This is a genomic window from Ralstonia flatus (assembly GCF_958439105.1).
GTDB lineage: Bacteria > Pseudomonadota > Gammaproteobacteria > Burkholderiales > Burkholderiaceae > Ralstonia > Ralstonia flatus.
In genome coordinates this window covers 84,158-110,530 of record NZ_CAUDLI010000014.1, presented here as the reverse complement: position 1 = coordinate 110,530, position 26,373 = coordinate 84,158, and the positions used below count along the sequence as shown (strand labels likewise).

General features: G+C 65.1%; 26 protein-coding genes. 15 read left to right on the top strand and 11 right to left on the bottom strand.

The window, feature by feature from the left end; translation table 11 throughout:
* Positions 1-15: 15 nt before the first annotated feature.
* On the bottom strand, positions 16-1,206 hold the full coding sequence (gene metK, locus R2676_RS24775) for a methionine adenosyltransferase (protein ID WP_206273187.1): 1,191 nt from the start codon (positions 1,204-1,206) through the stop codon (positions 16-18).
* A 239-nt stretch (positions 1,207-1,445) separates the two neighbouring features.
* On the opposite strand from metK, the gene R2676_RS24770 reads away from it, so the two are divergent.
* The 4 genes from R2676_RS24770 to R2676_RS24755 all read left to right on the top strand — a co-directional run bounded on the left by R2676_RS24770 (position 1,446) and on the right by R2676_RS24755 (position 5,047).
* Positions 1,446-2,294 carry a lysophospholipid acyltransferase family protein gene (locus R2676_RS24770; protein WP_206273188.1) on the top strand — a complete coding sequence of 283 codons (849 nt, stop codon included), beginning with the start codon at positions 1,446-1,448 and terminating at the stop codon, positions 2,292-2,294.
* 13 nt (positions 2,295-2,307) lie between these two features.
* Positions 2,308-3,201: a lipid A biosynthesis lauroyl acyltransferase gene (locus tag R2676_RS24765; RefSeq protein ID WP_206273189.1), complete on the top strand. Its 894-nt coding sequence runs from the start codon at positions 2,308-2,310 to the stop codon at positions 3,199-3,201.
* 90 nt (positions 3,202-3,291) lie between these two features.
* On the top strand, positions 3,292-4,173 hold the full coding sequence (gene dapF / locus R2676_RS24760) for a diaminopimelate epimerase (protein ID WP_206273190.1): 882 nt from the start codon (positions 3,292-3,294) through the stop codon (positions 4,171-4,173).
* A 46-nt stretch (positions 4,174-4,219) separates the two neighbouring features.
* Positions 4,220-5,047 (top strand): polyphosphate kinase 2 family protein, encoded by an 828-nt coding sequence (locus tag R2676_RS24755; RefSeq protein WP_206273191.1) that lies wholly within the window; start codon positions 4,220-4,222, stop codon positions 5,045-5,047.
* Between the two features lie 599 nt (positions 5,048-5,646).
* Here the strand turns inward: R2676_RS24755 and pyrE are convergent.
* Positions 5,647-6,324, bottom strand: coding sequence for an orotate phosphoribosyltransferase (gene pyrE / locus R2676_RS24750; RefSeq protein WP_027678582.1), 678 nt, complete (start codon positions 6,322-6,324; stop codon positions 5,647-5,649).
* A 32-nt stretch (positions 6,325-6,356) separates the two neighbouring features.
* Here pyrE and R2676_RS24745 point away from each other — a divergent pair, with 32 nt between their 5' ends.
* Both R2676_RS24745 and argC read left to right on the top strand, forming a co-directional pair.
* Positions 6,357-7,142, top strand: coding sequence for an exodeoxyribonuclease III (locus R2676_RS24745; RefSeq protein ID WP_045785515.1), 786 nt, complete (start codon positions 6,357-6,359; stop codon positions 7,140-7,142).
* A 127-nt stretch (positions 7,143-7,269) separates the two neighbouring features.
* Positions 7,270-8,283, top strand: a complete 1,014-nt coding sequence (argC, locus tag R2676_RS24740; protein WP_206273192.1) for an N-acetyl-gamma-glutamyl-phosphate reductase — start codon at positions 7,270-7,272, stop codon at positions 8,281-8,283.
* Positions 8,284-8,342: 59 nt separating this feature from the next.
* On the opposite strand, the gene R2676_RS24735 is transcribed toward argC, so the two are convergent.
* From R2676_RS24735 to R2676_RS24720, 4 genes are all read right to left on the bottom strand, one after another.
* On the bottom strand, positions 8,343-9,251 hold the full coding sequence (locus R2676_RS24735) for a prohibitin family protein (protein WP_206273193.1): 909 nt from the start codon (positions 9,249-9,251) through the stop codon (positions 8,343-8,345).
* Positions 9,252-9,561: 310 nt separating this feature from the next.
* Positions 9,562-10,317, bottom strand: a complete 756-nt coding sequence (locus tag R2676_RS24730; RefSeq protein WP_206273318.1) for a YdcF family protein — start codon at positions 10,315-10,317, stop codon at positions 9,562-9,564.
* A gap of 107 nt (positions 10,318-10,424) precedes the next feature.
* On the bottom strand, positions 10,425-11,030 hold the full coding sequence (locus R2676_RS24725) for a DUF6630 family protein (RefSeq protein ID WP_206273194.1): 606 nt from the start codon (positions 11,028-11,030) through the stop codon (positions 10,425-10,427).
* A 25-nt stretch (positions 11,031-11,055) separates the two neighbouring features.
* Complete coding sequence (locus R2676_RS24720) at positions 11,056-11,568, bottom strand: MarR family winged helix-turn-helix transcriptional regulator (protein WP_206273195.1); 513 nt, start codon at positions 11,566-11,568, stop codon at positions 11,056-11,058.
* 219 nt (positions 11,569-11,787) lie between these two features.
* Between R2676_RS24720 and R2676_RS24715 the strand changes: the two genes are divergently transcribed.
* Positions 11,788-12,705, top strand: a complete 918-nt coding sequence (locus R2676_RS24715) for an EamA family transporter (RefSeq protein WP_206273196.1) — start codon at positions 11,788-11,790, stop codon at positions 12,703-12,705.
* 12 nt (positions 12,706-12,717) lie between these two features.
* Here R2676_RS24715 and R2676_RS24710 read toward each other — a convergent pair whose 3' ends face one another.
* Positions 12,718-13,596 carry a hypothetical protein gene (locus R2676_RS24710; RefSeq protein ID WP_316857643.1) on the bottom strand — a complete coding sequence of 293 codons (879 nt, stop codon included), beginning with the start codon at positions 13,594-13,596 and terminating at the stop codon, positions 12,718-12,720.
* 447 nt (positions 13,597-14,043) lie between these two features.
* A complete protein-coding gene (locus R2676_RS24705; RefSeq protein ID WP_206273198.1) occupies positions 14,044-14,988 on the bottom strand; it encodes a M48 family metallopeptidase in 945 nt (314 codons plus the stop codon).
* A gap of 97 nt (positions 14,989-15,085) precedes the next feature.
* Here R2676_RS24705 and R2676_RS24700 point away from each other — a divergent pair, with 97 nt between their 5' ends.
* Positions 15,086-16,375, top strand: a complete 1,290-nt coding sequence (locus R2676_RS24700; protein WP_206273199.1) for a muropeptide transporter — start codon at positions 15,086-15,088, stop codon at positions 16,373-16,375.
* A gap of 4 nt (positions 16,376-16,379) precedes the next feature.
* Here the strand turns inward: R2676_RS24700 and R2676_RS24695 are convergent, their stop codons facing one another.
* Positions 16,380-17,573, bottom strand: a complete 1,194-nt coding sequence (locus R2676_RS24695; protein WP_206273200.1) for a class I SAM-dependent methyltransferase — start codon at positions 17,571-17,573, stop codon at positions 16,380-16,382.
* A 16-nt stretch (positions 17,574-17,589) separates the two neighbouring features.
* Here R2676_RS24695 and R2676_RS24690 point away from each other — a divergent pair, with 16 nt between their 5' ends.
* Positions 17,590-18,408 carry an SDR family oxidoreductase gene (locus tag R2676_RS24690; RefSeq protein WP_206273201.1) on the top strand — a complete coding sequence of 273 codons (819 nt, stop codon included), beginning with the start codon at positions 17,590-17,592 and terminating at the stop codon, positions 18,406-18,408.
* Positions 18,409-18,430: 22 nt separating this feature from the next.
* A complete protein-coding gene (locus R2676_RS24685; protein WP_024976941.1) occupies positions 18,431-18,829 on the top strand; it encodes a dihydroneopterin aldolase in 399 nt (132 codons plus the stop codon).
* 285 nt (positions 18,830-19,114) lie between these two features.
* Here R2676_RS24685 and R2676_RS24680 read toward each other — a convergent pair whose 3' ends face one another.
* Together R2676_RS24680 and rocD are read right to left on the bottom strand one after the other, a co-directional pair.
* Complete coding sequence (locus R2676_RS24680) at positions 19,115-20,044, bottom strand: arginase (RefSeq protein ID WP_206273202.1); 930 nt, start codon at positions 20,042-20,044, stop codon at positions 19,115-19,117.
* Between the two features lie 25 nt (positions 20,045-20,069).
* Complete coding sequence (gene rocD / locus R2676_RS24675; protein ID WP_206273203.1) at positions 20,070-21,296, bottom strand: ornithine--oxo-acid transaminase; 1,227 nt, start codon at positions 21,294-21,296, stop codon at positions 20,070-20,072.
* Positions 21,297-21,414: 118 nt separating this feature from the next.
* Between rocD and R2676_RS24670 the strand changes: the two genes are divergently transcribed.
* From R2676_RS24670 to R2676_RS24650, 5 genes are all read left to right on the top strand, one after another.
* Positions 21,415-22,338 carry a LysR family transcriptional regulator gene (locus R2676_RS24670; RefSeq protein WP_027678569.1) on the top strand — a complete coding sequence of 308 codons (924 nt, stop codon included), beginning with the start codon at positions 21,415-21,417 and terminating at the stop codon, positions 22,336-22,338.
* An 86-nt stretch (positions 22,339-22,424) separates the two neighbouring features.
* Entirely contained in the window at positions 22,425-23,195 is a 771-nt protein-coding gene (locus tag R2676_RS24665) for a TetR/AcrR family transcriptional regulator (RefSeq protein WP_206273204.1), read from the top strand.
* A 58-nt stretch (positions 23,196-23,253) separates the two neighbouring features.
* Entirely contained in the window at positions 23,254-24,228 is a 975-nt protein-coding gene (locus R2676_RS24660; RefSeq protein ID WP_206273205.1) for an HlyD family secretion protein, read from the top strand.
* Positions 24,225-25,196: an ABC transporter ATP-binding protein gene (locus R2676_RS24655; protein WP_206273206.1), complete on the top strand. Its 972-nt coding sequence runs from the start codon at positions 24,225-24,227 to the stop codon at positions 25,194-25,196. The genes R2676_RS24660 and R2676_RS24655 overlap by 4 nt, the downstream gene beginning before the upstream one ends.
* Positions 25,193-26,362: an ABC transporter permease gene (locus R2676_RS24650; protein WP_206273207.1), complete on the top strand. Its 1,170-nt coding sequence runs from the start codon at positions 25,193-25,195 to the stop codon at positions 26,360-26,362. Before R2676_RS24655 ends, R2676_RS24650 begins: the two co-directional genes overlap by 4 nt.
* Positions 26,363-26,373: the final 11 nt, after the last annotated feature.

Here is a 26,373-nt window from a genome sequence, read left to right as displayed (position 1 = left end):
GGTGCCAGTGCTGGCTCAGGCAAACGCCTTGGTCGGCTCGCCAGCCAGGCCGGCTGCTTCGCGCAGCAGCAGAGCCTTGTCGGTGGCTTCCCAGCTGAACTCCGGCTCTTCGCGGCCGAAGTGGCCGTACGCGGCAGTCTTTTCGTAGACCGGGCGCAGCAGGTCCAGCATCTGCACGATGCCCTTCGGACGCAGGTCGAAATGCTCGTGCACGAGCTTGGCGATCTGGTCGTCCGGGATCACGCCCGTGCCTTCCGTGTACACAGTGATGTTGATCGGGCGGGCCACGCCGATCGCGTAGCTGACCTGCACCTGGCATTGGCGCGCCAGACCGGCGGCCACCACGTTCTTGGCGACATAGCGCGCGGCGTACGCGGCCGAGCGGTCCACCTTCGACGGGTCCTTGCCCGAGAACGCGCCGCCGCCGTGCGGGGCTGCGCCGCCGTACGTGTCGACGATGATCTTGCGGCCGGTCAGGCCGCAGTCGCCTTGCGGGCCGCCGATGACGAAGCGGCCGGTCGGGTTCACCAGGTACTTGGTGTCGGCCAGCATGTGCGACGGCAGCACCGGCTTGATGATCTCTTCGATCACGGCTTCGCGGATGGCCTCTTGCGACATTTCCGGCGCGTGCTGGGTGGACAGCACCACGGTATCCACGCTGTGCGGCTTGCCGTCCACATAACGCACCGTCACCTGCGACTTGGCGTCCGGGCGCAGCCAGGGCAGGCGGCCGTCGCGGCGCAGTTGCGACTGGCGCTCGACCAGGCGGTGTGCGTAGTAGATCGGGAAGGGCATCAGCTCGGGCGTTTCATCGCACGCGTAGCCGAACATCAGGCCCTGGTCGCCTGCGCCCTGGTTCAGGTAGTCGTCCGATGCGCGGTCGACGCCCTGCGCGATGTCCGGCGATTGCTTGTCGTAAGCGACGAGGACGGCACAGCCCTTGTAGTCGATGCCGTAGTCGGTGTTGTCGTAGCCGATGCGCTTGATGGTTTCGCGCGCGACCTGGATGTAATCGACGTTGGCCGACGTGGTGATTTCACCCGCGAGCACCACCAGGCCAGTGTTGCACAGCGTTTCTGCAGCGACGCGCGCATATTTGTCCTGGGCGAGGATGGCGTCCAGGATGGCGTCGGAAATCTGGTCGGCGACCTTGTCGGGATGGCCCTCGGAGACCGACTCCGAGGTGAAGAGGAAGTCGTTTGACACGGCTGTTAGCTCCAGATTGGCTATCACGTTGCCAATCCGTTAAGCCACGGCCGGCGACGCTTTAGCGGTATTTAGCAACCTTGCCGAGGTTTGTGGCCAAGCAAGGATTCGCCCCGCAAGTTGTCAGTTAACTCGGCGAATCGCGCTATTATACGCGGCACTTTTCGGGGCCGCAGCACGGCCTGCCAAGACCCTGCTCTCCTGTCGACTGCGACCAACACATTGCAGCGTACGCACGCATGACCTTCCTCTACTGGCTGTTTTCACGCCTGCCCCTGTCAGTGCTGCAGGCGCTGGGCGGCTGGCTGGGAGCGTTGGCCGCCCAGGTGCCCGGCCGCTATCACGACCGGCTCATCGCCAACTTCCGCCACGCCTATCCCGACGTCACGCCCGCCATGCTCAAAGAGGCCGGGCGCTCCGCCGGCCGCATGGTGTTCGAGATGCCGTACTTCTGGGTGCGCAAGAACGGGGCGCAGGTTGCGCCGCACCTGTTCGACGTTTGCCGTACCGCCATCGAGCGGGCAATGGCCGACGGGCGCGGCCTGATCTTCCTCACGCCGCATCTGGGCTGCTTCGAGGTGCTGCCACAGGCCTATGCAAGGGAGCGCCCCGTCACATCGCTGTTCAAGCCGCCGCGCAAGGAAAGCCTGCGCGCCTGGATCGAACACATGCGTACGGGGCCGAACATGCACATGGCCCCCGCAGACCCGCGCGGCGTGCGCATGCTGGTGCGCGCACTCAAGCGCGGCGAGGCCATCGGCATCCTGCCCGACCAGACGCCCACCGGCGGTGAAGGCGTATGGGCGCCGTTCTTCGGCAAGCCGGCCTATACGATGACGCTGGTGCACCGCTTGCATCGGCTCACAGGTGCGCCCGTCGTGGCATTGTTTGCCGAGCGGCTGCCACGCGGTACGGGCTACCGGCTGCACGTGGAGGAGATCGGCGACCTGCCCGAAGACGCCACGCAAGCCGCCACCCGAATCAACGCCGCCATCGAGCGGTTGATTGCCGTGGCGCCGACGCAATATCTCTGGGGCTATAACCGCTACAAGCATCCCAAGGGCGCGGACGCTCCGCCCGCTGCCTGACACTGCTGCCTTTATGGAACGTTTCTCTGCCAAACTCGGACTCGGCTTCTTGTGGCTGCTGTCCCTCCTGCCGTACGGTTTTGTCGCGCGTTTTGGCGAAGGACTGGGCGGTCTGCTGTACCGCATTCCCAACGGCCGCCGCCGCGTGGTCCTGGCCAATTTGCGCGCGTGCTTTCCCGAGAAATCGGAAGCCGAGCGCGAAGCCATGGCGCACGACGTATTCCGCAAGGTCTTCCGCAGCTTTGCCGAGCGCTCGTTTGCGTGGTTCGCATCGGAAAAGCGCCTGATGCGCGTGGTGAAGATCGACGACCAGGCCAACCTGCCTGCGCTGCACGGCCAGCCGCACATTCTCGTCACGCTGCATCTGTCGGGCGTGGAGATCGGCGCCCTGGCGCTGACGGACTACCTGCGCAAGAACGTCGGCAACGCGGGCTGTTCGCTGTACACGCACATGGCCAACCCGGCGCTCGATGCCGCCGTGAAGGCGCTGCGCAGCCGCTTTGGCGCGACCATGCTGGAGCGCAGCGAGAACATCCGCCAGATCATGCGCACCATCAAGCGCGGCGAGGCGCTGCAGCTCATCTCGGACATGGATTTCGGCGAGCGCGACTCCGAATTCGTGCCGTTCTTCGGCGTGCCGGCGCTCACGCTCAACGCCATTCCGCGCATGGCGTCGATGACCGGCGCCAAGGTCGTGCCGATGTACACCGAGATCCTGCCCAACTACGAGGGCTATGCGCTGCGCATCCTGCCCGCGTGGGAGAACTACCCCACCGGCGACCTGACCGCCGACACGCGCCGCATGAACGCCTTCTTTGAAGACGCGATCCGCCCGCGCATCACCGAGTATTACTGGGTGCACAAGCGCTTCAAGCACCGCCCCGAGGGCATGCCGGGCATTTATTGATGCCCGCGGCCGGCCCCGGGGCAACCGCGGCCGGCTCGCTTTAGAATGGGCGTTTTCCGAACGTTCATTGCCGCCTCTGTGCGGCCCGCCATGAAACTGCACTTCACCAAGATGCACGGCGCGGGCAACGACTTTGTCGTGCTCGACGGCATCCAGACCCCCATCGACTTCACGCCCGAGCAATGGGCCGCCATTGCCGACCGCCACTTCGGCGTGGGGGCGGACCAGCTCCTGCTGGTCGAGCGTTCAACGCGGCCCGACGTCGATTTCCGCTACCGCATCTTCAACCACGACGGCGGCGAGGTGGAGCACTGCGGCAACGGCGCACGCTGCTTCGTCAAGTTCGTCACTGACCGCGGTCTGACCGACAAACGGACCGTGCGCGTGGAAGTCATGAACGGCATCGCCACGTTGACGATGCAGGACGACGGCCAGGTCACGGTCGACATGGGCGCACCGGTGTTCGAGGCGGCGCGCCTGCCGTTCCTGCCCGACGGCCTGCCCACCCGCCTTGAGGGCGACGACACGCAGCACGCGCTGCAGATCAACGGCCGCACTGCATGGCTGTCGACCGTGTCGATGGGCAATCCGCACGCCGTGCAGATCGTCGACGATACGGAAGCCTTTCCCGTGCTGGAAGACGGCCCGCTGATCGAATCGCATGCCGTGTTTCCGCGCCGCGTGAATGCGGGCTTCATGCAGATCGTCGATCGCCATTCCGTGCGTCTGCGCGTGTACGAGCGCGGCGCGGGCGAGACGCTCGCGTGCGGCACCGGCGCCTGCGCAGCGGTGGTGGCCGGCATCCGCCGCGGCCTGCTGGATTCGCCCGTCAAGGTGACCACGCATGGCGGCGACCTGACCATCGCCTGGGCCGGCGTCGGCCAGCCGGTCATGATGACGGGCCCCGCCACGACCGTCTTTGAAGGCACGCTGGACCTGGATGCACTCAAGCTGACTGCCGCAGCGCATTGACACCGCGCGGCCGCCTGCCGCAACGTCAGAACAACAAGGAGATACCGTGGGCACGAACGGCAAGAACCTGATTGACGACTACCGTTTCGACGGCAGCAACAAGTTCAAGATCGCGAAGGTGGATGCCTCCAGCAAGCCGTTCTCCACCGGCAACAAGGCTGACGACAACGCGCGCCTGGCCGAAGTCTCGGCCAAGCTCGACGCGCTGCAGGACGTGCTCTACGCCGAGCACCGGCGCAAGGTGCTGGTGATCCTGCAGGGCATGGACACCTCCGGCAAGGACGGCACCGTGCGCGGCGTCTTCCGCGCGATGGACCCGCTGGGCCTGCGCGTGGTCGGCTTCAAGGCGCCGACGCCGCAGGAACTCGCACACGATTACCTCTGGCGCGTGCATGCCCAGACGCCCGCGCGCGGCGAGATCGTCATCTTCAACCGCAGCCACTACGAAGACGTGCTGATCACGCGCGTGCATGGCGATATCGACGTGGCCGAATGCAAACGCCGTTATGGGCACATCAACGCGTTCGAGCAGATGCTGAGCGACACCGGCACGACCATCGTCAAATGCTTCCTGCATATCTCGAAAGACGAGCAGCGCCAGCGCCTGCAGGAGCGCGTCGACGATCCGCACAAACACTGGAAATTCGACCCAGCCGATATTGCAGAGCGGGAGTTCTGGGAGGCCTATATGGAAGCCTACGAGGCCGCCATCAACGCCACCGCGACGCCCGACGCCCCTTGGTATGTCGTGCCCGCGGATTCCAAGACCCACCGGAACGTGATGGTGGCGGAGATTTTGTTGCGGGTGCTGGAAGGGATGAAGCCGCAGTATCCGGAGGGGAATCCGGCGTTTGAGGCGTTGAGGATTGAGTAGTTTTTTTGGGGTTTGTTTTGGCCTTGGTGGTCCATCTCCCTTTCGTTCCCTGCCGGGACCGACCTACTTTTCTTTGTCTTGCCAAAGAAAAGTAGGCAAAAGAAAGGCGCGCCCGAGATGGCGAAAGACTCCTTGAATTTGCGTAACCGGGCGGAGGTGGGGAAAACTCGCTTCGCTCAGACAGTTCCCCACCTTTTTTCCGCCCGCTTACGAAAATTCAAGGCGCCATCAAGGGCTCAACGTCAAAAGAGAAAGGCCAACCCATCGCGCGGTTGGCCTTTGTCGTTTGGGCTTGCGCCCCGAGGGTGTGGCTTTGTCCTTTGACTTTCCTGCCCTAGATGGCGCCTTGAATTTCTGTAAGCGGGCGGAAAAAAGAAGGAGGCCTGTTTGAGCGCAGCGAGTTTGCCTCCTTCTCCGCACGGTTACAGAAATTCAAGGAGTCTTTCGCCATCTCGGGCGCGCATTTCTTTGCTTACTTTCTTTGGGCAAGACCAAAGAAAGTGAGTCGCCCCCGGCAGGGGGTGAAACAAGGGATGAACCAAAAAAACAAAACCCCAGCGAACAACATCCACCGGGGTTTTTTAACGCAGCAAAAAGAATCAGATCGCACTAACGCCGTACTTATCCCGATAGGCCGCAGCCTTTTCACGATACCCAGCCAGCGCCGGGTCACCAGCGTTATCCAGATACCCCAGCAAATCATCCAGATTAGCAATCGACACAACCGGCATCCCGTACTGAGCCTGCACATCCTGCACCGCAGAGCGCTCGCCAATATCCACCGCATTGCCGCTGCGTTCCATCCGATCCATCAGAATCAGCACGGCAGCCGGCGTCGCGCCAGCAGCGCGAATCATCTCCACCGACTCGCGCACCGAGGTGCCGGCAGAGATCACGTCATCGACGATCACCACGCGGCCCTGCAGCTTCGCGCCGACGAGGCTGCCGCCTTCGCCGTGGTCCTTGGCTTCCTTGCGGTTGTACGCGAAGCCCACATTGCGGCCCAGGCCCGCCAGCGCCACGGCGGTGGCCGATGCCAGGGTGATGCCCTTGTAGGCCGGCCCGAACAGCATGTCGAACTCGACACCGGAGTCCAGCAGGGTTTTCGCATAGAATTGCGCGACTTGGCCCAGCAGTGCGCCGTCAGCAAACTTGCCGGCGTTGAAGAAATAGGGCGACGTCCGCCCCGCCTTGGTCACGAATTCCCCGAACGACAGCACGCCGGCTTCCACCGCAAAGCGGATGAAGGATTGGCGCAACTCGCTGTTTTGGCTCATCTTTTTTCTCTGGTCCGCAAAAAAGTCCCGCCATGTTACGCATCATTTCCGCCAACCTCAACGGCGTTCGCTCCGCTGCCAGCAAAGGCTTTTTTGAATGGATGGGCAAGCAGGACGCCGATTTCGTCTGCGTGCAGGAACTGAAATGCGCGCAAGACGACATGACGCCTGAATTCCTGGCGCCGCACGGTTACCACGGCGTGTTCCAGCACGCGGTGAAAAAGGGCTACAGCGGCGCGGGCATCTACACGCGCCACAAGCCCGACGAGGTCATCATCGGCTTCGACAACGGCGAGTTCGACGCCGAAGGCCGCTACGTCGAGGCCCGCTACGGCAAGCTGTCGATCATCTCGGTCTACGTGCCGTCGGGTTCCAGCGGCGAAGAGCGCCAGCAGGCCAAGTTCCGCTTCATGGACCTGTTCATGGAGCACCTTAAGGACCTGCGCCACGAAAAGGGCCGCGAGGTCGTGCTGTGCGGCGACGTCAACATCGTCCACAAGGAAATCGACATCAAGAACTGGAAGGGCAACCAGAAGAACTCCGGCTGCCTGCCCGAAGAGCGCGCGTGGCTGACCAAGCTGTTCGACGAGGTCGGCTATGTGGATGTGTTCCGCACGCTCGACCAGCGCCCTGAGCAGTACACCTGGTGGAGCAACCGCGGCCAGGCGTATGCAAAGAACGTCGGGTGGCGTATCGATTACCAGATCGCGACGCCGGGCATTGCCGCCACGGCGCGCCGCACGTCGATCTTCAAGGACATCAAGTTCAGCGACCACGCGCCGCTGACGATCGATTACGACACGAAGCCGCACTGGTAAGCGGCATCAAAGTCACTTCATAGCGCTGCCGCGGAAATGTCTTCGTCAGCCGCTACAATGCAAACCTCACGCGCCGGCACCGCTTGCCGGCGTTGTCTTTGGCCCCCAGTTTTTTAGCGAGATCACCATGGCATTCAAGGTTTTCGTCGACGGTCAGGAAGGCACCACCGGCCTTCGCCTGCTCGATTATCTGTCGCAGCGCGACGATATCGAGCTGCTGCGCATCGCCGAAGACAAGCGCAAGGATTCAGCCGAGCGCGCCAAATTCCTGAATGCCGCCGATGTCGCATTCCTGTGCCTGCCGGATGTCGCCTCGCGCGAGGCCGTCTCGCTGGTCAACAACCCGAACACCTGCATCATCGACGCCAGCACCGCGTTCCGCACGTCGGACGACTGGGTCTACGGCCTGCCCGAACTGGCCCAGGGCCAGCGCGAGCGCCTGCGCAACACCAAGCGCATCGCCGTGCCGGGCTGCCACGCCAGCGCCTTCGTGCTGCTGATGCGCCCGCTGGTGGATGCGGGCATCGTCCCGGCCGACTATCCGGTCACGGCGTTCTCGCTCACCGGCTACAGCGGCGGCGGCAAGGCCATGATCGCCGACTACCTGGCCGCCAATAATGCGAAGCTCGACAGCCCGCGTCCGTACGCGCTGGCCTTGGCGCACAAGCACCTGCCGGAGATGCGCGTGCAGAGCCGCCTGAGCCTCGCGCCGATCTTCACGCCCGTCGTCGGCAACTTCCTCAAGGGTCTGGCCGTGACGATCGGCCTGCACCCGCAGCACCTGGCGCGCAAGGTGAGCCCGACGGACATCGCCCGTGTGCTGGCCGATTACTACCAGGGCGAGCAGTTCATCCGCGTGGCGCCGGCTGACAACGTTGCGACGCTCGACAACGGCTTCTTCGACGTGCAGGGCGCCAACGACACCAACCGCGCCGACCTGTTCGTGTTTGGTTCGGACGAGCGCATGGTCGTCACCGCGCGTCTGGACAACCTGGGCAAGGGCGCGGCCGGTGCGGCGGTGCAATGCATGAACGTGCACCTGGGCGTGGATGAAGCGACGAGCCTGCATGTGGAAGCGCCGATTCCCGCAGCCGGCGCCGAGCACGCCGTGCGCGAAGCAGCGCCGGGCTTCGCAAGCTGATCGCCGCCTGAGCGGAAACGAAAAACGCGCCCGAAGGCGCGTTTTTCTTTGGGCGCGGCTTACTTGGTTTGCGCGCCGGCCGGGATGTTGAACAACATGCCGCCGCCGTTGCCGCCCGCCATCACACTCGGCGTCACGCCGTTCCACTTCTCGATGGCGGCACGTTCGAGCTTCAGGCGCTCCCACGCCAGCAGGCGGTCATCCAGTGACGAGGCGAGCGCACGGTTGGCAGCGGCTTCGCCTTCGGCAATCGCCACGCGCTTCTTGGCCTCGGCCTGGGCGGAGCGCACTTCGTTCTCGGTGCGGATAGCGTCCTGGATGGCCTTGGTCTTGGCGCTCACCGCATCGAGCAGCGCACGCGGCGGGCGCAATGAGCCGACGATGCCGAACTGTTTGATCGACACGCCCAGCGGCGCGAGCCGCGCGTCGAGCTCCTTGGTGAGCCGCGCGACGAACTCCTCCTTCTTGCCGCCATTCACATCGTCGAAGTTGTATTCCGAGCCGATGGCGACGATCACGTTGCGCGCGGTGTCGCGCAGGTAGCCGTGCGTGAAGGTCTCGATGCGATCGGCGCGGAAGTTGGTGTAGAACGCCGGCACTTTCTCCCGATCGAGCTGGTACGAGACGGCCACGTCCACGTTCACCGGCACGGCGTCCTTGGTGTTGAACGTCAGCTCTTCGTTGAGCGCCCGGCCTTCATTCACGTCTTGCGTCCAGATCACGCGCTGCACGTAGGTCGGGTATTGGATGATCGCGGTCTGCACAGGGTTGTAGAACACGAACCCGGTGACGACGTTTTCATGCGTGATGCCGCGATCGACGAGCCGGTTGATCTTGATGCCTGTGTAGCCGGGCGGAATGATCTGCCAGTTCAGCAGGAAAGTCCGCCCGATCACGAGCGCCACGACGGCGCCGAAGACGAGCGCGAGCAGTTTGACCGGCAGCTTGCTTGCCGTGACTTGAGGCATGAGGGTTCCCCTTGCTTGTTGGTTTGCTTCTGAGGTGTGGCTGGCGGGGCGGGCGCTGCTTACGCAGCGGCCTGCTTGCTGGCGCAGGAATCGTCAGCGATTCCCGTCAGGGATGGCCGCGCCCGGTGGGCGGGTGGTGGCAAGCGCGCTTGCCAATGGTGATGAGGCGGTGAGCTTCAATACGGCCGAGATGGCGCATTGCGATGCCCGGATGTTGCGATGCACAAAGTATAGGTCGGCGCCGGATTTTTGCTGCCCTCCGGAAGCACTAGAGCGCCGCTTCGAACGGTGGGGGGGGCAGGGAAGCGAGTCACGCGTCGCCGGGATTGATGCGCGCCGGGTTCCAGCCCAGCGCGTTGTACACGTGATACCGCGCAATGCCGATCCACTCGTGCAGCGCGAAATCGGTCAGCGCAAAGTTGTATGCCATCGGCAAGGGCGATGCCGTGGCCTGCAGATCGTCTGCGCGCACCGGAATTGGCGCCATGCCGAAGTGCGTGAAATACAGCAGGCTGCGCCGCAGATGGATGGCCGACGACACGAGCACCGTGCGGTCCGGCGCGTATTGCGACAGCACCGTGCGCGAGAACTGCGCGTTCTGCCACGTATTCATGCTTCGGGGTTCTATGAGCACGTCGTCCTTGGCCACACCCAGCCTGACAAGTTCGCGCTGATACACCGTTGCTTCCGGTGAGCCATGGTGGCGTGCATCGCCGCCGCTGACGAGGATCTTGCAATCGCCATCCGACTTGCGGCACGCCTGGTACAGCTGCGTGGTTTCCACCAGCCGCGGATACGAGAACAGCCCCGGCTCGACGGCATCGCCCACGCGGAACGTGCCCGCGCCCAGCAGCACGATGGCGTTGCGCGTGCCCCATTGGATCTGCGGCTCGTTCTCGAAGGGTTTTTCCAGCGAATCCAGTAGCCAGGCCGGCACCGGCCCACAGCCGATCGCGATCACCAGCACACCACAGAACACCGCCAGCCCGCGCGCAGGCCGACGTCGGCCGCGTGCTGCACACACCGCTGCCACGATCACCAGCACACACAGGATGGTCAGGCTCACACGCTCCTCCAGGTTGGCGCCCCACGCGCACACGTGAGCCGCCATCGTAAAGAGGAATGGCCTCGGGCGCGACCCGTCTCTTTACGGGGTTGTTGCGGCAACCCGCACTAGAGCGACAGCCCTTGCGACGCGCGAAAGTCGTCCGCTTGCTCGACCTTCAGCCCTGCGCGCTCGGCGTGGGCAAGTCCGGTTTGCAGCAAATCCGCACGGATGGGAAACGCAAAGTACTCGTCGCCGCCGGTATCGACGTGCAGCAATTCGTAGCCATGCGGACGCAGCCACGCGCCGAAATCGAGCAGCCCCTCTGCAACGGTGCGCTCCGCTTCAGCGCGGGTCCATTCCCAGCGCGCCCCGATGCCCAGCGTGTCGAGCAGCTTCTCGGTCTGCCATTCGATTTCATCCCAGGCTTTCCAATCGACCCAGATGGCCAGCGTCCACGGCGCGCCGTCACCGAGGTTTCGGGCAATCGACCACGTCAACAGCCCGGCGATATCGTCGCCCGGGAGGTCGCCGGTCCGCACGGACGCGGCCAACTGGTCTGCCTCGGCCTGCCCACACGGGGCCGCCACAAGGCGCACGAAGTCGGCCAGGGCATCGATCGCGTCCGCGCTGGGAGAAAAGTCGTCCCGCAGGATGTCGTCATCGCGCAGCGGGTCTTCCGATGTCGGTGTCGGCGCGGGTCGGCCGAACAGGTTTTTGAATCGCTTCAGCATGAACGTGTTCTCCTGTCGGTCGAACTCAATCGCCTGCGCCGCCGATCTTCCCTAGCAACTCTCGCAACATCGCCCGCTCCGCCTGACTCAACGCCGCAAGCATCCGCTCTTCGGTCTGCACATGCGAGGCGACCAGCCCGTCGACCAGCGTGAAGCCTTCGTCGGTCAGCACGATCTGCAGCCCGCGCCGGTCGTCCGGATCGGTCTTGCGGGCGATCAGGCCGCGCTTTTCCAGCCGGTCGAGCCGATTCGTCATGGCGGACGTCGACAGCATCATGTCCTTGGCCAGCGCGGAAGGCGACAGCGCCTGATCGCGACCGTTGCGGCGCAGCGTCAACAGCACGTCAAAACCCGCCATGTCGAGATCGGCTCCGGCCACGTTGGCGACCACGCCGCTGCGCAACCGCTCGCCGGCGCGCCAGACATCGCCGCAGACGGCCATCGGGCTGGGGTCGATGTCCGGGCGCTCGCGCCGCCATTGCGCGAGGATGTTGTCCATCGGCCCGCCCTGCGGGGATGCGGAATCACCTTGACCCATAAAAATCCTCGTCCTAGTATTTCGACATCGAATTACTTGATGTCGAGGCTCCGCGAAATCGTATCGGTTTTGCGCTGCGCCGACAATGCGTGCCATCACGGGCGACGCCAGGGCAAAGCCAGGCGCTTGGTAGCGCCTTTCTTGCCACAAGGAAGCGAAGACGAGGCATTAGTGCGCTCATTTATTTCGATATCAAATAACGTGACATGGAGATTCATCATGCAGTTCAGCCGTCTGACGTTGATGCTGGCCACCGCTGCGGCGCCGGTGCTGTGGGGCACGACCTATCTCGTTTTCACGCAGACGCTGCCCGTCGGCCATCCGTTGCTGGTCGGGGCGCTGCGGGCGTTGCCGGCGGGCGTGCTGCTGATGCTGCTCGGCCCCGGCCTGCCGCCGCGTAGCAAGCTGCTGCCGCTGCTGTTTCTGGGGCTGGCGAATATCGGCGTGTTCTTCGCGCTGCTGTTCGTGGCGGCGCAGCGCCTGCCGGGCGGCGTGGCGGCAACGATCATGTCGGCCCAACCGCTGGTGGTCGCGCTGCTGGCGTGGCCGCTGCTTGCCCGCAAGCCGCGTCCCGCACAACTGGCCGCGGCGCTGGCCGGCTCGTTGGGAGTGGGGCTGCTGATTCTCGGCCCAGCCGCCAAGCTCGATGCAATCGGCGTGGCGGCTGCGCTGGCTGCGGCGTTCTCGATGGCGATCGGCACGGTGCTCATCGAACGATGGGGCCGCATCGGGACGCCGTTGGCAGTGGCCGCCTGGCAGCTCGCGCTCGGCGGCCTGGTCCTGCTGCCGGTGGCGTTGTTCGTGGAAGGCTTGCCGCCCGCGCTCACGGCGCGTAACGCGGTGGGCTTTGCGTACCTCATCGTCATCGGCACGGCGTTGGGCTACTGGCTGTGGGTGCGCGGTATCGGCGTGCTGGGCGCAGACGTGACGTTTCTGTCGCTGCTCAGCCCGCTGACGGCGACGGTACTCGGCGCGCTCGTCCTGGGCGAATGGTTCAGCCCGATGCAGACGGGCGGCGCGGTGCTGATCCTGGGCGCGACGGTGGCGGGGATGGCGTTGTCGCGGCGCGCGAACACGGCCGTACAAACAACAAGCCCCGCGAGGCCGGTAAAGGCTGCGGGGCTGGTTGAGCGGTGAAGCTGCGCGGTATTACTGGACCGACATCATTGACTGCGAGAAGGTCTTCACGTAATTCGCCGGGGCCGGACCCTGGTACGTGTTGGCGTTGTCGCACTTCACGGTGCGCTGGCCGGCAACGTCCCACCAGCAGCGCATGTCGATGGCGTAGGCTGCGTTGCCGGCGGGGCCATTCTGAAGCTGACCGTCGTTGGATTTCGTAATGGTTTCGATATGGTGAATGCGCAGCGTGTTGAACGTGCCGGCATCGGTGGTGACCGGTTCATACGCTTCCACGGTCGAGGTCATGCTGACCGTTTCCGTATAGCCGGCCGTACAGGTGTACAGCCAACCCGACGTCCACGTCTTGCCAACCGACAGCGGGAAGTTCAGCAGATTGCGCTTGGGGTTGTACGTGCACGAGGCGCCGTTCGGGAACGTGCGCTTGAGGCGGTTGCCGTCGGCGTCTTGCGTAAACGTGTCATCCGTCACGCTGTTCAGGGTGGAGGCCACGGTCGTGATGCCCGTGTTGGCGTCGACGCCTGTCGTCGTGTTCACGCGCGTCTTTTGCGCGGTCGAGCCGTCCACGTAGTTGCTCGTTTCTTTCCACGTGATGACGCGACCCACTTGCGCCGTGCCTGCCGTGTACTCATGCGGCGTCACCGTGACCGTCACCTTGGCCGACTTGCTCGCGTCCTTGGCTGACGTCACGGTCACCGTGAACGTGCCGCCCGGCGGGCTCTTCAGGCCTGCGGTCCAGCTTTGCGTACTGGCACCTTTGACGGAGACCTCGGTGTTGCTCGTCGCATCGCCGGATTTCCAAGTGACGTCGGTGCTGCTGTCCAGGCGCAGGTCCTGCCCCGACTTGACCGTCAGCGTGGCATTTTGGCTCCCTGCGCTAAACGTTTGCACCTTGGTTCCGCCGACGGTTGCGCTGACCGAAAAGCTGTTCGGGTCGGCCAAACCACCGTTGCCGCTATCGCCACCGCCACCGCATGCGCTCAGTGCGCAGGCGAATGCAATTCCCGTAAATCCTTTGCCCCATGCCTTCATTGTTGTACGTATCCCTGTATTCGCGATTTTCGTGGAAATCTGTGCGTAGAAATACTGCGGGGCGCAGCGTACAAGGCGGGCAAAGTTGTTTTCTTAGGGTTTGCTTAAGGAGGGGTGGCTCCCTACCAAATGGTGGCCGGACTGACGATGAATCCCGCTGCAAAAGTAAAAACTCCGTAAATCGTTGGGATTTGCGGAGCAGAAAGATGTTGTCTCGAAGACCATCTATGGAGGCGGCTCTAGACCGCATATCGATGGAGTGGGGCGGCGAATCAGGTGGAAAGCGCGCTTGTTCAACGCCGATTATTACGGTCGTACCATCGGCCGCATCGGCGCCTCGTCGCCATTATCAACAGGCGCGGCGCCAAGATATTGCATGTTCGACCGATATTCCGGCAGTTTCGCCATCGTCATATGTCGAGCGTCGGCAAACAGCGTGAGCGTTTCGGGCAAATGGCGTGACAGCACAGCCATGCGCGTGCGCCCCGAGGGGTGCGTCGACAGAAACTGCTTTTGCTCCGTCCCGCCGATCGAACCCATTTTCTGCCACAGCGTGAGCGCGGCGCGCGGGTCGTAGCCGGCGCGGGAGGCGATGTCCATGCCGACCAGGTCGGCCTCGGTTTCCTCCGCACGCGAGAAGGCCAGCAGGTGCATCTTGGCGCCTTCACCCAGGTCCGTGTCGCCCCGGTTGCCGAAGCCGAACAGCTGCGAGATGACGTTGGCGCCCAGGTTGGTGATCTCGCGCTGGCCGGCGCGGGCGCGGGCGTGCTCGCGCAGCGCGTGGGCGATCTCGTGGCCCAGCGCCATGGCGAGTTCGTCGTCCGTCAGCTTGAACTGTTCGAGCAGCCCCGAAAACACGGCGATCTTGCCGCCGGGCATGCAGAACGCATTCACCTGCGACGAGCCGATCAGGTTGATCTCCCACTGCCAGTGCGCGGCGTCGGGGTTCCAGCGCGGTGCCTGCGGTGTGAGGCGCCTGACGATGCTGCGGATGCGGATGAGGTCGGGCACGTTGTCGGGCGCCAGCGCGCCTTCGTGGGCCGCGTTGTCGACGATGCCCTGGTACTCGGCCAGCGCCCGCTTGTCGATTTCCTCCGCCGGAATGACGAGGCGGATGTTGGGCGATGTGGTGGTCGGCGCTTCGAGCTTCACGCCGTCGGCGGGCACGGGCAGCGGGCCGTCCATGGCGGTGGCCCACGCAGATAGCGCGAGGCCGATGGCGGTCAGCAGGGAGCGTGTGGCGCGGGGCATATGGGTGAGGGGCCGAATCCGTGCGACATAATATCGGCCAACGCACCGTGCCACGCTACGTGGCAACCCGCATTCGCACTCGCCTCCGGCCCGCCGCATGACCTTCCACGATTACCTCGATATTTTCCGCAACCGCCGCATCGGCGCGATGCTGCTGCTGGGCTTTGCCTCCGGCCTGCCGCTGGCGCTCACCTCCGGCACGCTGCAGGCGTGGATGACGGTGGAAGGGCTGGATATCCGCACCATCGGGCTGTTCTCGCTGGTGGGGCAGGCGTACATCTTCAAATTCCTCTGGGCGCCGCTGATGGACCGCTTCACGCCGCCCCTCATGGGACGCCGGCGCGGCTGGCTGGTGCTGACGCAGGCGGGGCTGGTGGCGTCGATTGCCGCCATGGCGTTCACGCCGCCGCACGCCGCGCTCTGGGCACTGGCCGGGCTGGCGGTGCTGGTGGCGTTTTTGTCTGCGTCGCAAGACATCGTCTTCGATGCCTACAGCACCGATGTGCTGCATTCGAGCGAGCGCGGCGTCGGCGCAGCCGTGAAGGTGCTCGGCTATCGGCTGGCCATGCTGGTGTCGGGCGGCCTGGCGCTGTATCTGGCCGATCGCGTGATGGGCTGGAGCAACATGTATCTGCTGATGGCCGGCCTGATGGCGCTGGGTATCTTCACGACGCTGTGGTCGCCCGAGCCGGAGGTGTCGGCGCACCCGCCGCGCAGCCTGCAGGAGGCGGTGGTCGGCCCGCTGCAGGACTTTTTCTCGCGCCGTGGCGCCTGGGCGCTGCTGGCGCTGATCGTGCTCTACAAACTGGGCGATGCGTTTGCGGGCAGCCTGTCGACCACCTTCCTGATTCGCGGCGTCGGCTTTTCCGCCGGTGAGGTCGGCATCGTCAACAAGACGCTCGGCTTGGCCGCCACCATCGTGGGCGCACTGTATGGCGGCACGCTGATGGTCCGCTTGGGGCTGGTGCGCGCGCTGCTGATTTTTGGCGTGCTGCAGGCGGTGTCGAACCTGGGCTACTGGGTGCTGGCCGTGACGCCGCAGCATCTGTGGACGATGGCGGTGGCCATCGGCATCGAGAACATCTGCGGGGGCATGGGCACGGCGGCCTTTGTGGCGCTGCTGATGGCGCTGTGCAACCGGTCGTTCTCGGCGACGCAGTATGCGTTGCTGTCGGCGCTGGCTTCCATCGGCCGCGTGTACGTCGGGCCCACCTCGGGCTACCTCGTTGAAGCCTACGGCTGGCCCGCGTTCTATCTGATGACCGTGGTGTTTGCCTTCCCGGGCCTGGCGCTGCTGTGGTGGATGCGCGGCACGATCGGCCGCTACGAAGCCGAGCAGAACGAACGCGCCTTGGAAGCGAAAGCAGCCAAGGCCGCGTCAGCTTGATCGACTAACCCAAGCGGTTCGAGCGGTCTGCATCCGCAAAGCCGGCCAGCGGCAGCGCTGCATCGATGCCCTTGCCCAGCGCGATGGCCTTGAACAGCTCGCCCATTTCCGCTTCCGACAGCAGCTTCTGCACGGCATTGGCCGCCGGCAGAAACTGCATCGGATCGGACGGATCGAGCGTCATCAGCAGCTCCCCCACGCCAGCGCTTAACAGAAAGCGCGCCTGGCTTGTGTAGCCGAGCAGTTCCAGCCCGGCTTCCTGCCCCGCCTCGGCAATCCCTGAAAAATCGACGTGCGCGGTGATGTCCTGCAGGCCGGGCAGCCAGAACGGATCGTCGTGCGCGTACTGGCGGTAGTGGCACATGAGCGTGCCGTTGGCGCGCTGCGCGTGGTAGTACTCCGCAGCGGGGAAACCGTAGTCGATCAGCAGCAGCAAGCCGCGCTCAAGTGCCGCGCCGGCGCTGCGGATGAAGCCCTCGGCGGCTTCGTGTGATTCGGTGACGAGATCGTGCGTGCCCGGCAGTGCGGCCAGCTTGGCGGGCACGTCCCGGGTGTCAACAAGCCGGTCTTCCCATTGCAGGCCGTTGTCGGCATCGAGCATCACGCCGCGCTGGTGCCACACGCCGCCGCGGCGCGCCCAGAGCGACACGGGCATCGCATCGAGCACTTCGTTGCCAACCATCACGCCGGTGAACGGTGCGGGCAACGTGTCGTGCCACCGCGCGAGCGCGCCCAGCTCGGGGCCGAGCGCAGTCAGGCGCTCCTGCTGGCGCTGGCGCAGCTCGCCAGAGAGTTCGACGATGCCGTAGCTGTCGGGCCGTGCGCCCAGCGCATCCAGTTCGGTGAGGATGTCGGCGGCCAGCTTGCCGGTGCCGGCGCCAAATTCCAGCACGTGGCGCTGGCCTTCGGGCAATGCCTGCAGCACCTGCGCGATCTGGTGCGCCACGGTGCGCCCGAAGAACGGCGTCAGTTCGGGCGCGGTGATGAAGTCGCCGCCGTCTTCCACGCGGCGGCCGAACTTGGCCGCGCCGCCGCTGTAGTAGCCCAGGCCGGGCGCGTAGAGCGCCAGTTCCATGTAGCGGTCGAACGGAAGCCAGCCGCCGGCGCCCGCAATGGCGTCGGCGATCACGGCGAACAGGTGCGCGGACTGCGCCTGCGCCGCCTCGTTGGGAAGCGGTAAACTCACGGTTTTGCTCATCGCCGGATTGTAAACAATGGCGCAGACGCCCAACCAGTCCACTGCGGAATCGGCCGCAGAATCCGCTACACCGCGGCGCATCGCCCTCGTTACCGGCGCAGGCCGCCGCGTGGGGCGCGTCATTGCCCTGGCGTTGGCCCGCCACGGGTGGGATGTTGCCGTGCATTGCCACCGCTCGCGCGCCGAGGCCGATGCCGTGGCCGCCGAGATCACCGCCATGGGCCGCCGCGCCGCCGTGCTGCAGGCCGACCTGTCGGACGAAGCCGCTGCCGGTCGCCTGATTGCGGATTGCAGCGCTGCACTGGGTACGCCCACCTGCCTGGTCAACAACGCGTCTTTGTTCCAGTACGACGTGGCGACGAGCTTCAGCTATGCGTCGCTCGATACGCACATGCGCACCAACGTGGCGGCGCCGCTGCTGCTGTCGCGCGAGCTGCACCGTGCGTTGACGGCCGATGGTGCCGAGCGCCGCGGCGTCGTCATCAACCTGCTCGACCAGAAGCTCGACAATCTGAACCCGGATTTCCTCTCTTACACATTGTCGAAGGCGGCGCTGTCGACGGCCACGATGCAGCTTGCGCAGGCCCTGGCGCCCGCGCTGCGCGTGGTGGGCGTGGCGCCGGGCATCACGATGGTGTCGGGCGACCAGTCGCAGGGCGGGTTTGCACGCGCGCACCAGATGACGCCGCTGGGCCAGTCGTCCACGCCGGAAGACATCGCCGAGGCGGTGTGTTACCTCGCCACCGCCCGCGCCGTGACCGGCACCACGCTGTTCGTCGACGGAGGCCAGCACCTGATGCCGCTGGCCCGCGACGTGATGTTCCTGACTGAATAAACCACTCCCCCCGGACGCTCCCATGCTTTCCCTGCTATCCCACCCGCGCCTGTCGCACTGCCGCCGCATGTTCCTGCGCAACTACGAAGTGCAGATCAACATCGGCGTGCATGAATTCGAGAAGAAGGGCGAGCAGCGCGTCCTGATCAACATCGAGCTGTACGTGCCGCTGGAGCATTCGTCGCCGACGGAAGACAAGCTGCATGAAGTGGTGGATTACGACTTCATGCGCGACACCGTGGCGCGGCGTATGGCGCAAGGTCATATTCACCTGCAGGAAACGCTGTGCGATGACGTGCTGACGGCGATGCTCAAGCACCCGCATGTGCTGGCTGCGCGGGTGTCGACGGAGAAGCCGGATGTGTATCCGGATTGCGAATCCGTGGGTGTTGAGGTGTTTCGGATTAAAGAGTCGGGCTGAGGGCTTTTTTTGATGCTCGTGGAGCGTCCCTTGTTTCACCCCCTGCCGGGGGCGACTCACTTTCTTTGTCTTGCCAAAGAAAGTAAGCAAAGAAAGGCGCGCCCGATGTGGCGAAAGACTCCTTGAATTTATGTCGCAAGGAGGGGAAGGGAAAAACTCGCTGCGCTCAGACAGTTTCCCTTCCTTTTTCCTCCTTGCAACAGAAATTCAAGGCGCCGCATAGGGCAGGGTACGGCCACACCGTCTGTACGCCGGCGTTGGCGGTGCGTTTTTTTTGATGGCGGTTCAAGCCGCTGTCGCGTATTCGCGGCGCTGGGCGTGCAACGCGCCTGCTACGCTGGCCAGCAGGTCCAGGGCCAGATGCGCTGTGATCCCGCCCTTGTCGTGGCGCGGGTTGTATTCCACCAGTTCGAATGCGGCGAAACGTGCGTCGCGTGCGCAGGCGGCGAGTGCCTGGGCCATGCCGTGTGCCGTGAGTCCATCTGTTTCGGGCGTGCCCACCCCAGGTGCGACGGCGGGGTCGAAGGCATCCAGATCGAGAGTCACGCCAAAGGCCGCGGTGCCCGATTTGACCTGGCGGATGGCGTCGGCCATGACGGCGCGCAGGCCGTTGCGTGCGACTTCTGCGGCGTCGATGACGCGCACGCCAAGCAGATCCAGCAACGCGCGTTCGGCGGGCTCGTAGCTGCGCGCGCCGATTACCACGACGTGTTCCGGCAACAGCTTCGGCGCGGCATCACCGATTTGCGTGAGGGCCGCCGCGCCGTGGCCGAGCAGTGCCGCCAGCGGCATGCCGTGGATGGCGCCGGAATCGCTCGTCTGCGGTGTGTGGCTGTCGAGATGGGCGTCGATCCAGATCAGGCCGAGCGGACCCTTCGGCCGCAAGGCGTTCGCCACGCCGGACCACGTGCCGATGGCGCACGAGTGATCGCCGCCGATGATCACAGGCACATGCCCCTGATGCACGCTGTGCGCGGTTGCATCGCCAAGCGCGCGCGAGAAGCCGGCCACGCCCGGGAGGGCAGCCAGACGCGCTGAGCGGCTGTGCCCGGCCGACGTGGCCAGTTCGATGTCGTGCACGAGCGCAGCGTGCGTGTCCGGCGTCTGCAATCGCGCCAGCGCGCCGGCTTCCAGCAGCGCACGCGGGCCGTCCTTGCAGCCGTCGTCTTGTGCGCCGCAGCCGATGGCCGCGCCGATCAGATCGATGATGGTCATGTCACTCCCCTTGCAAGTTCTTCCGTCACGCCACCTTGCGGCGCGGCCACCCTGCCAGCGTCTGGCGGATGGCCTCCAGCGCCAGTGCCAGTTCCGCCTCGCCAATCACCAGCGGCGGTGTCAGGCGGACCACGTTGCCGTTGGTGTCCTTGGTCAGCACGCCGCGCTCCGCCAGCGCGAAGGCGAAGTCGTGTGCGTCGATGTCGGCGTCGAGCTGCAGGCCGATCAACAAGCCGCGTCCGCGCACCTGCCGCACGCCGTGGCCGACCAGCGTTTTCAGTTCATCGATGAACGCTGCGCCCACGCGCGCGGCACGCTGTGGCAGTTGTTCTTCCATCAGCAAGGCGAGTGCCGCCCGGCCGATGAGCGCCGCGAGCGGGTTGCCGCCAAACGTGGAGCCGTGGTCCCCCGGCTGGAACACGCCAATGACCGCCTCGCGCCCTGCGATGGCTGACACGGGCACCATGCCGCCACCGAGCGCCTTGCCCAGCACCACCAGGTCGGCGTCAACGCCTTCATGCCAGCTCGCGAGCACATCGCCGGTGCGGCCGAGGCCTGTCTGCACCTCGTCGCAGATCAGCAGCACGTTGTGCCGGGTGGCGAGTTCACGCGCGAGTTTCAAGTAGCCAGGAGGCGGTTCGACGATGCCGCCTTCGCCTTGCACAGGTTCCATGAGGATGGCGCCGGTATTGGGCCCGATGGCGGCACGCAGCGCATCGGCGTCGCCAAACGGAATGCGCCGGAAGCCCGCCGCGAACGGGCCGAATCCGTAGCGATATTGATCGTGCGAGGAGAACCCGACGATCGTCGTCGTGCGGCCGTGGAAATTGTTCTCGAAGACGATGATCTCGGCCGCCTCGGGCGCCAGGCCCTTCACGTCGCGTGCCCATTTGCGGGCCGCTTTGATGGCGGTTTCGACGGCCTCGGCGCCGGTGTTCATGGGCAGCGCGCGGTCCATGCGCGTGATGCGGCAGACGTCGGCCAGGAAGGGGCCCAGTTCGACGTTGTGGAATGCGCGCGACGTGAGCGTCAGGCGGCCCGCCTGCTCCGTCAGGGCCGCGACGAGTTTCGGATGCGAATGCCCGAAGCTGACCGCCGAGTACGCCGACATCATGTCGAGGTAGCGCCGACCGTCCGTATCGAACAGCCACACGCCTTCGCCGCGTTCCAGCATGACCGGCAAGGGCGCGTAGTTGCGTGCGCCGTAACGGTCTTCCAATGCATAGCTCGGATGTTGCATTGCGGTCGTCATGATGGCCTCCTGCCTGGATCGGTCGTTCACTTGCGGCGGATTGTGCGATCTGACAGACTTGAAATCAAATCGAATGTTTTTCGTTTTTCGATCCAAAAATTTGATGAATTGAGGCGCCATGTCGCACTCGCCGCTGCGTTATCTGCATAGCTTCCTGACCGTCGCCAACGAGGGCAGCTTCGTGCGTGCCGCAGACCGCCTGGCCGTGTCGCAACCGGCGCTGTCGTACCAGATGCGACAACTGGAGCAGTGGCTCGGCGTGCCCTTGTTCGAGCGTTCGGGGCGCAAGCTCGTGCTCACGCGCGCCGGCACGTCGGTGCGTGCGTGGTGCCGCGATGCGTTTGCCGGGCTGGATGAACTGCGCGCCGCCTTGCACAGCGGCGAGATGGAGCGCGTGTCGCTCAAGCTGGCGAGCGGCTCCAGCTTCGGGCGCTATGTGCTGATGCCGGCGCTCCTGACGCCGTCGCCCGAATCGGATGCGCCGCTGTTGGACGACGTGCGCCTGGAACTCGCCTTCGGCAGCGACGAAGAGGTCTTCAGCCACGTCGAATCCGGCCGCGCCGATCTCGGTTTCGTCTACACGCCGCGTACGTCGCGCCTGTTTGAGCACCACGCTGTCTATACCGAGGAATTTGTGCTCGCCTGCAGCGCCCGTGCACTGCGTGAACACGCTGCGCCACGCACGCTGGCTGATTGCGCGGCGCTGCCCTTCGTCACCTACGACGAATCCGACGCGGTCTACGGGCTGTGGTTCAAGGCGCTGTTCCGGCGCATGCCGGAGACGACAGTCAGCGCGCATCACGTGTCCGACCTGGAAGAGGTGAGCACCTTGGTGGAGGCTGGCATGGGCTGGTCGGTGCTGCCGCTGCATGCTATTCAGGAGGCGGTGGAGCGCGGGCGCCTGCACGTTGTGCGCCCGATCGCAACGCGACGCTGCCTGAACACCGTGTTTGCCGTACGCCGCACATCGAGCTTCCCAAGCGAAGCGCAAGACCGTTTGCTGGTGCGGCTTGCGCAGCTCGATGCAGCGGCGCGCGGTTAGCCGCGCGGCCGTCCCATTCCTGACCGATCTGCGAGACGCCAATTGCCTCCTTGAAATTAATTAATTCGACAATTAATATTCGCGGCATGGCAACCCGCAAACCTTCCCCTCGCGGCCCCGGCCGCCCCCGCCGCCAGGATGGCGCAACGCAGGACGACCTCCGGGACCGCCTGCTCGACATTGCCGTCACGTTATTTGCGCGCGACGGCGTCGGCCCGACCACGCTTGCCGCCATCGCCCGCGAAGCCGGCGTGACGGCGCCGATGGTGCATTACCACTTCAAGACGCGCGATCAATTGCTCGACGCGGTGGTGGAAGGGCGCATCCGCCCGTTGATCGATCAGGTGACGGGCCCGGCACTGGCGATCATCGCTGACGACGCGCATCTGCCCGACCTTGCGCAGACGGTGGCCGGCGTGGCGCAGCGCATGGTGGCGGTGGCGACGGCCACGCCATGGTTTCCGACGCTGTGGATTCGCGAGATCGCCAGCGAGGGCGGGCAGTTGCGCGAGCGTGTGTTTGCACGCATCGCGCTGGAGCGCGCCACGTTGCTGGTCGACCGCATTGCGCGCGCGCAGGCCGCCGGCGCGGTGAACGCGTCTTTGCAGCCGCCGCTGGTGATGGTGTCGTTGATCGGCCTGGCGATGCTGCCGCTGGCGACGCGCGCGCTGTGGGGCCGCCTGCCGCTGGCGGATCGGGTCAGCGACGAGGACATCGGTCGGCATGTGGCCGCGCTGCTGCTGCATGGCATCGGCCCAGTCGCCACACCCGAGCAAGCGGACGGGAAATCAGCCAAGCGGAAATCGAAATCGAAGCCCAACTCCAAGTCCAAGCCAAAGAACAAGGGGCGCGAGTAGGGCGTACACGGCAGGTCAATCGCATCAATCGCATCAATCGAATCCCGCGGAGGGCGGTATGCGGCAAGCGTTGTGCATCGGTAGGGCAGGGTCTTTGGCGGCGGTATCGGCCGCAGCCATCGTGCTGGCGGGCTGCGCCAAACACGACGACCGCACCTACCAGGGCTATGTGGAAGGCGAGTTCGTCTACGTGGCCTCGCCGGTGGGCGGGCGGCTCGAACATCTCGGCGTGCAGCGCGGGCAGACCGTCAACGCGGGCGCGCCGCTCTTCGTACTGGAATCGGTGGACGAGACCGCGGCCCGCCAGCAGGCTGCCGCGCAACTGCAAGGCGCCGAAGCGCAACTCGCCGATCTGAACGTCGGCAAGCGTGTGCCGGAAGTGGATGCGGTGCGCGCGCAACTGGCACAGGCGGTGGCGGCGGACAAGCTCTCGTCGACGCAGCTCGCGCGTGACGAAGCGCAGTTCCGCGCAGGTGGCATCGCGCAATCGCAGCTCGATGCAAGCCGCTCGACCGCGCAGACCAATGCGCAGCGCGTGCGTGAATTGACCAACCAGCTGCGCATCGCCCAGTTGCCGGCGCGCAATGACCAGATTCGCGCGCAATCCGCGCAGGTGGAAGCCGCGCGTGCGGCGGTGGCGCAAGCACAGTGGCGGCTCGATCAGAAAGCGCAGAAGGCTACGCAGGGCGGTCTCGTGTTCGACACGCTGTATCGCGAAGGCGAGTGGGTCGGCGCCGGCAGCCCCGTGGTGCGAATGCTGCCGCCGGCCAACGTGAAAGTGCGCTTCTTCGTGCCGCAAGGCGTGGTCGGCGCGCTCAAGCCCGGGCAAGCCGCGCGCCTGCACTGCGATGGCTGCGCGGCGGATATCAACGCCACCGTCACCTACATCGCGACCGAAGCCGAATACACGCCGCCCGTCATCTACAGCAACGCGACGCGCGAGAAGCTGGTCTTCATGGTGGAGGCGCGGCCGGCCGCGGCCGATGGTCCGAAGCTGCGCCCGGGCCAGCCCGTGGAGGTGACGCTGCCATGAGTGCTGCCAGCCACGACGGTCAACCGCACACACGTACCGGCGACTACGCCATCGACGTGCATGGCCTGAACAAGCACTTCGGCGACAAGCACGTTGTGAAAGACCTCTCCATGCAGGTCGCGCGCGGCGAGATCTTCGGCTTTCTCGGCCCCAACGGCAGCGGCAAGACCACGTCGATCCGCATGATGTGCGGGCTGCTGACGCCCGACAGCGGCAGCGGCTCGTGCCTCGGGTACGACATCCTTAAAGAGTCTGCGCAGATCAAGCGGCGCGTCGGCTACATGACGCAGCGGTTCTCGTATTGGGATGATCTTTCGATTCGCGAGAATCTGGACTTCGTCGCGCGCCTGTACGAGATGCCGAATCGGCGCGAGGTGGTGGACCACGCCCTGGAGCATCTTGGGCTGGCCTCGCGCGCCAAGCAACTGGCGGGCTCGCTGTCGGGCGGCTGGAAGCAACGCCTGGCGCTGGCCGCGTGCATGCTCCACAAGCCCGAGCTGCTGCTGCTCGATGAACCCACCGCCGGCGTCGACCCGAAAGCGCGGCGCGACTTCTGGGAAGAACTGCACCGGCTGGCGGCGGAAGGCATCTCGGTGCTCGTCAGCACGCACTACATGGACGAAGCCGAGCGCTGCCACAAGCTCGCCTACATCGCGTATGGCGAACTGCTCGCGCACGGCACCGCCGATGAGGTGATCGCCGCACAGCATCTGTCGACGTGGTCGGTTTCGGGCGGCAATCTGGTGGAACTGGGCCGCAAGCTGGAAGGGCAGCCCGGCGTGGATCAGACCGTCGCGTTTGGTTCGGTGCTGCACGTGACCGGCGCCGATGCCCATGCGCTGGAGGGCACGCTGCGCAAGCTCGCCGGAGAATCCGGCACGCGCGCCGAGCCGATCGACACGGGCCTCGAAGACGTGTTCATCCACATGATGAAGCGCTCCTCCGACAACTACGGGGCGCAGCCATGAAGGCGGACGGCAATCGCTTTTCGTTGGTGCGCTGGTGGAGCGTGGTGCTCAAGGAATTCCTGCAACTGCGCCGCGACCGCGTGACGTTCGCCATGATGATCGGCATTCCGATCATGCAGCTGTTCCTGTTCGGCTTTGCCATCAACGCCGACCCGAAGCACCTGCTGACCGGCGTGATTGCCGCAGACCAGAGCGAGTTCACGCGCAGCTTCCTGGCCAGCATGCGCAACTCCGACTACTTCGACCTGGCGACCACGCTGGTCGACGAAGCAGCGGGGCGCGAAGCGCTGGCCAAGGGGCAGTTGCAGTTTGTCGTGACGATCCCGCCGGATTTCACGCGCCGGCTCGTGCGCGGAGAGAAACCCTCGCTGCTCGTGGAAGCCGATGCCACCGACCCTGCCGCTACCGGCCTGGCCGTGGCGTCGCTCTCGCAACTCGTGCAAGGCGTCGTCAACAAGGACATGAAGGGTGCGCTGTCGCCGCTGGCCGGAGGTGCGGGCGCGGGCCCGAGCGGTGCCGCGCCGCCATTCGATGTGCGCATCCACAAGCTCTACAACCCGGAAGGCATCACGCAGTACAACATCATCCCCGGCCTGATGGGCACCATCCTGACGATGACCATGGTGATGATGACGGGCCTGGCCATGACGCGCGAGCGCGAGCGCGGCACGATGGAAAACCTGCTCGCCACGCCGGTGCATCCGCTGGAGGTGATGACGGGCAAGATCGTCCCGTACATCTTCATCGGGCTGGTGCAGGTGACGATCATTCTGTTGATGGCGTTCTTCGTTTTCCACGTGCCGTTTGTCGGCAGCGTGTGGATGGTCTACGTGTCGGCGCTGCTGTTTATCGTGGCGAGCCTGACGGTAGGGATCACGCTGTCGTCGCTGGCGCAGAACCAGCTGCAGGCGACGCAGCTGACGTTCTTCTACTTCCTGCCGAACATCCTGCTCTCGGGCTTCATGTTTCCGTTCGTGGGCATGCCCAAGTGGGCGCAGGTGATCGGCAACCTGCTGCCCATGACGTACTTCAACCGGCTGACGCGCGGCATCTTGCTCAAGGGCAATGGCTGGCTTGAGCTGTGGCCGAGCATCTGGCCGTTGATGGTGTTTACGGTGGTGGTGTTGGGGGTGGCGTTGCGGTTTTATCGCAAGACGTTGGATTGAGGTGGCTATGT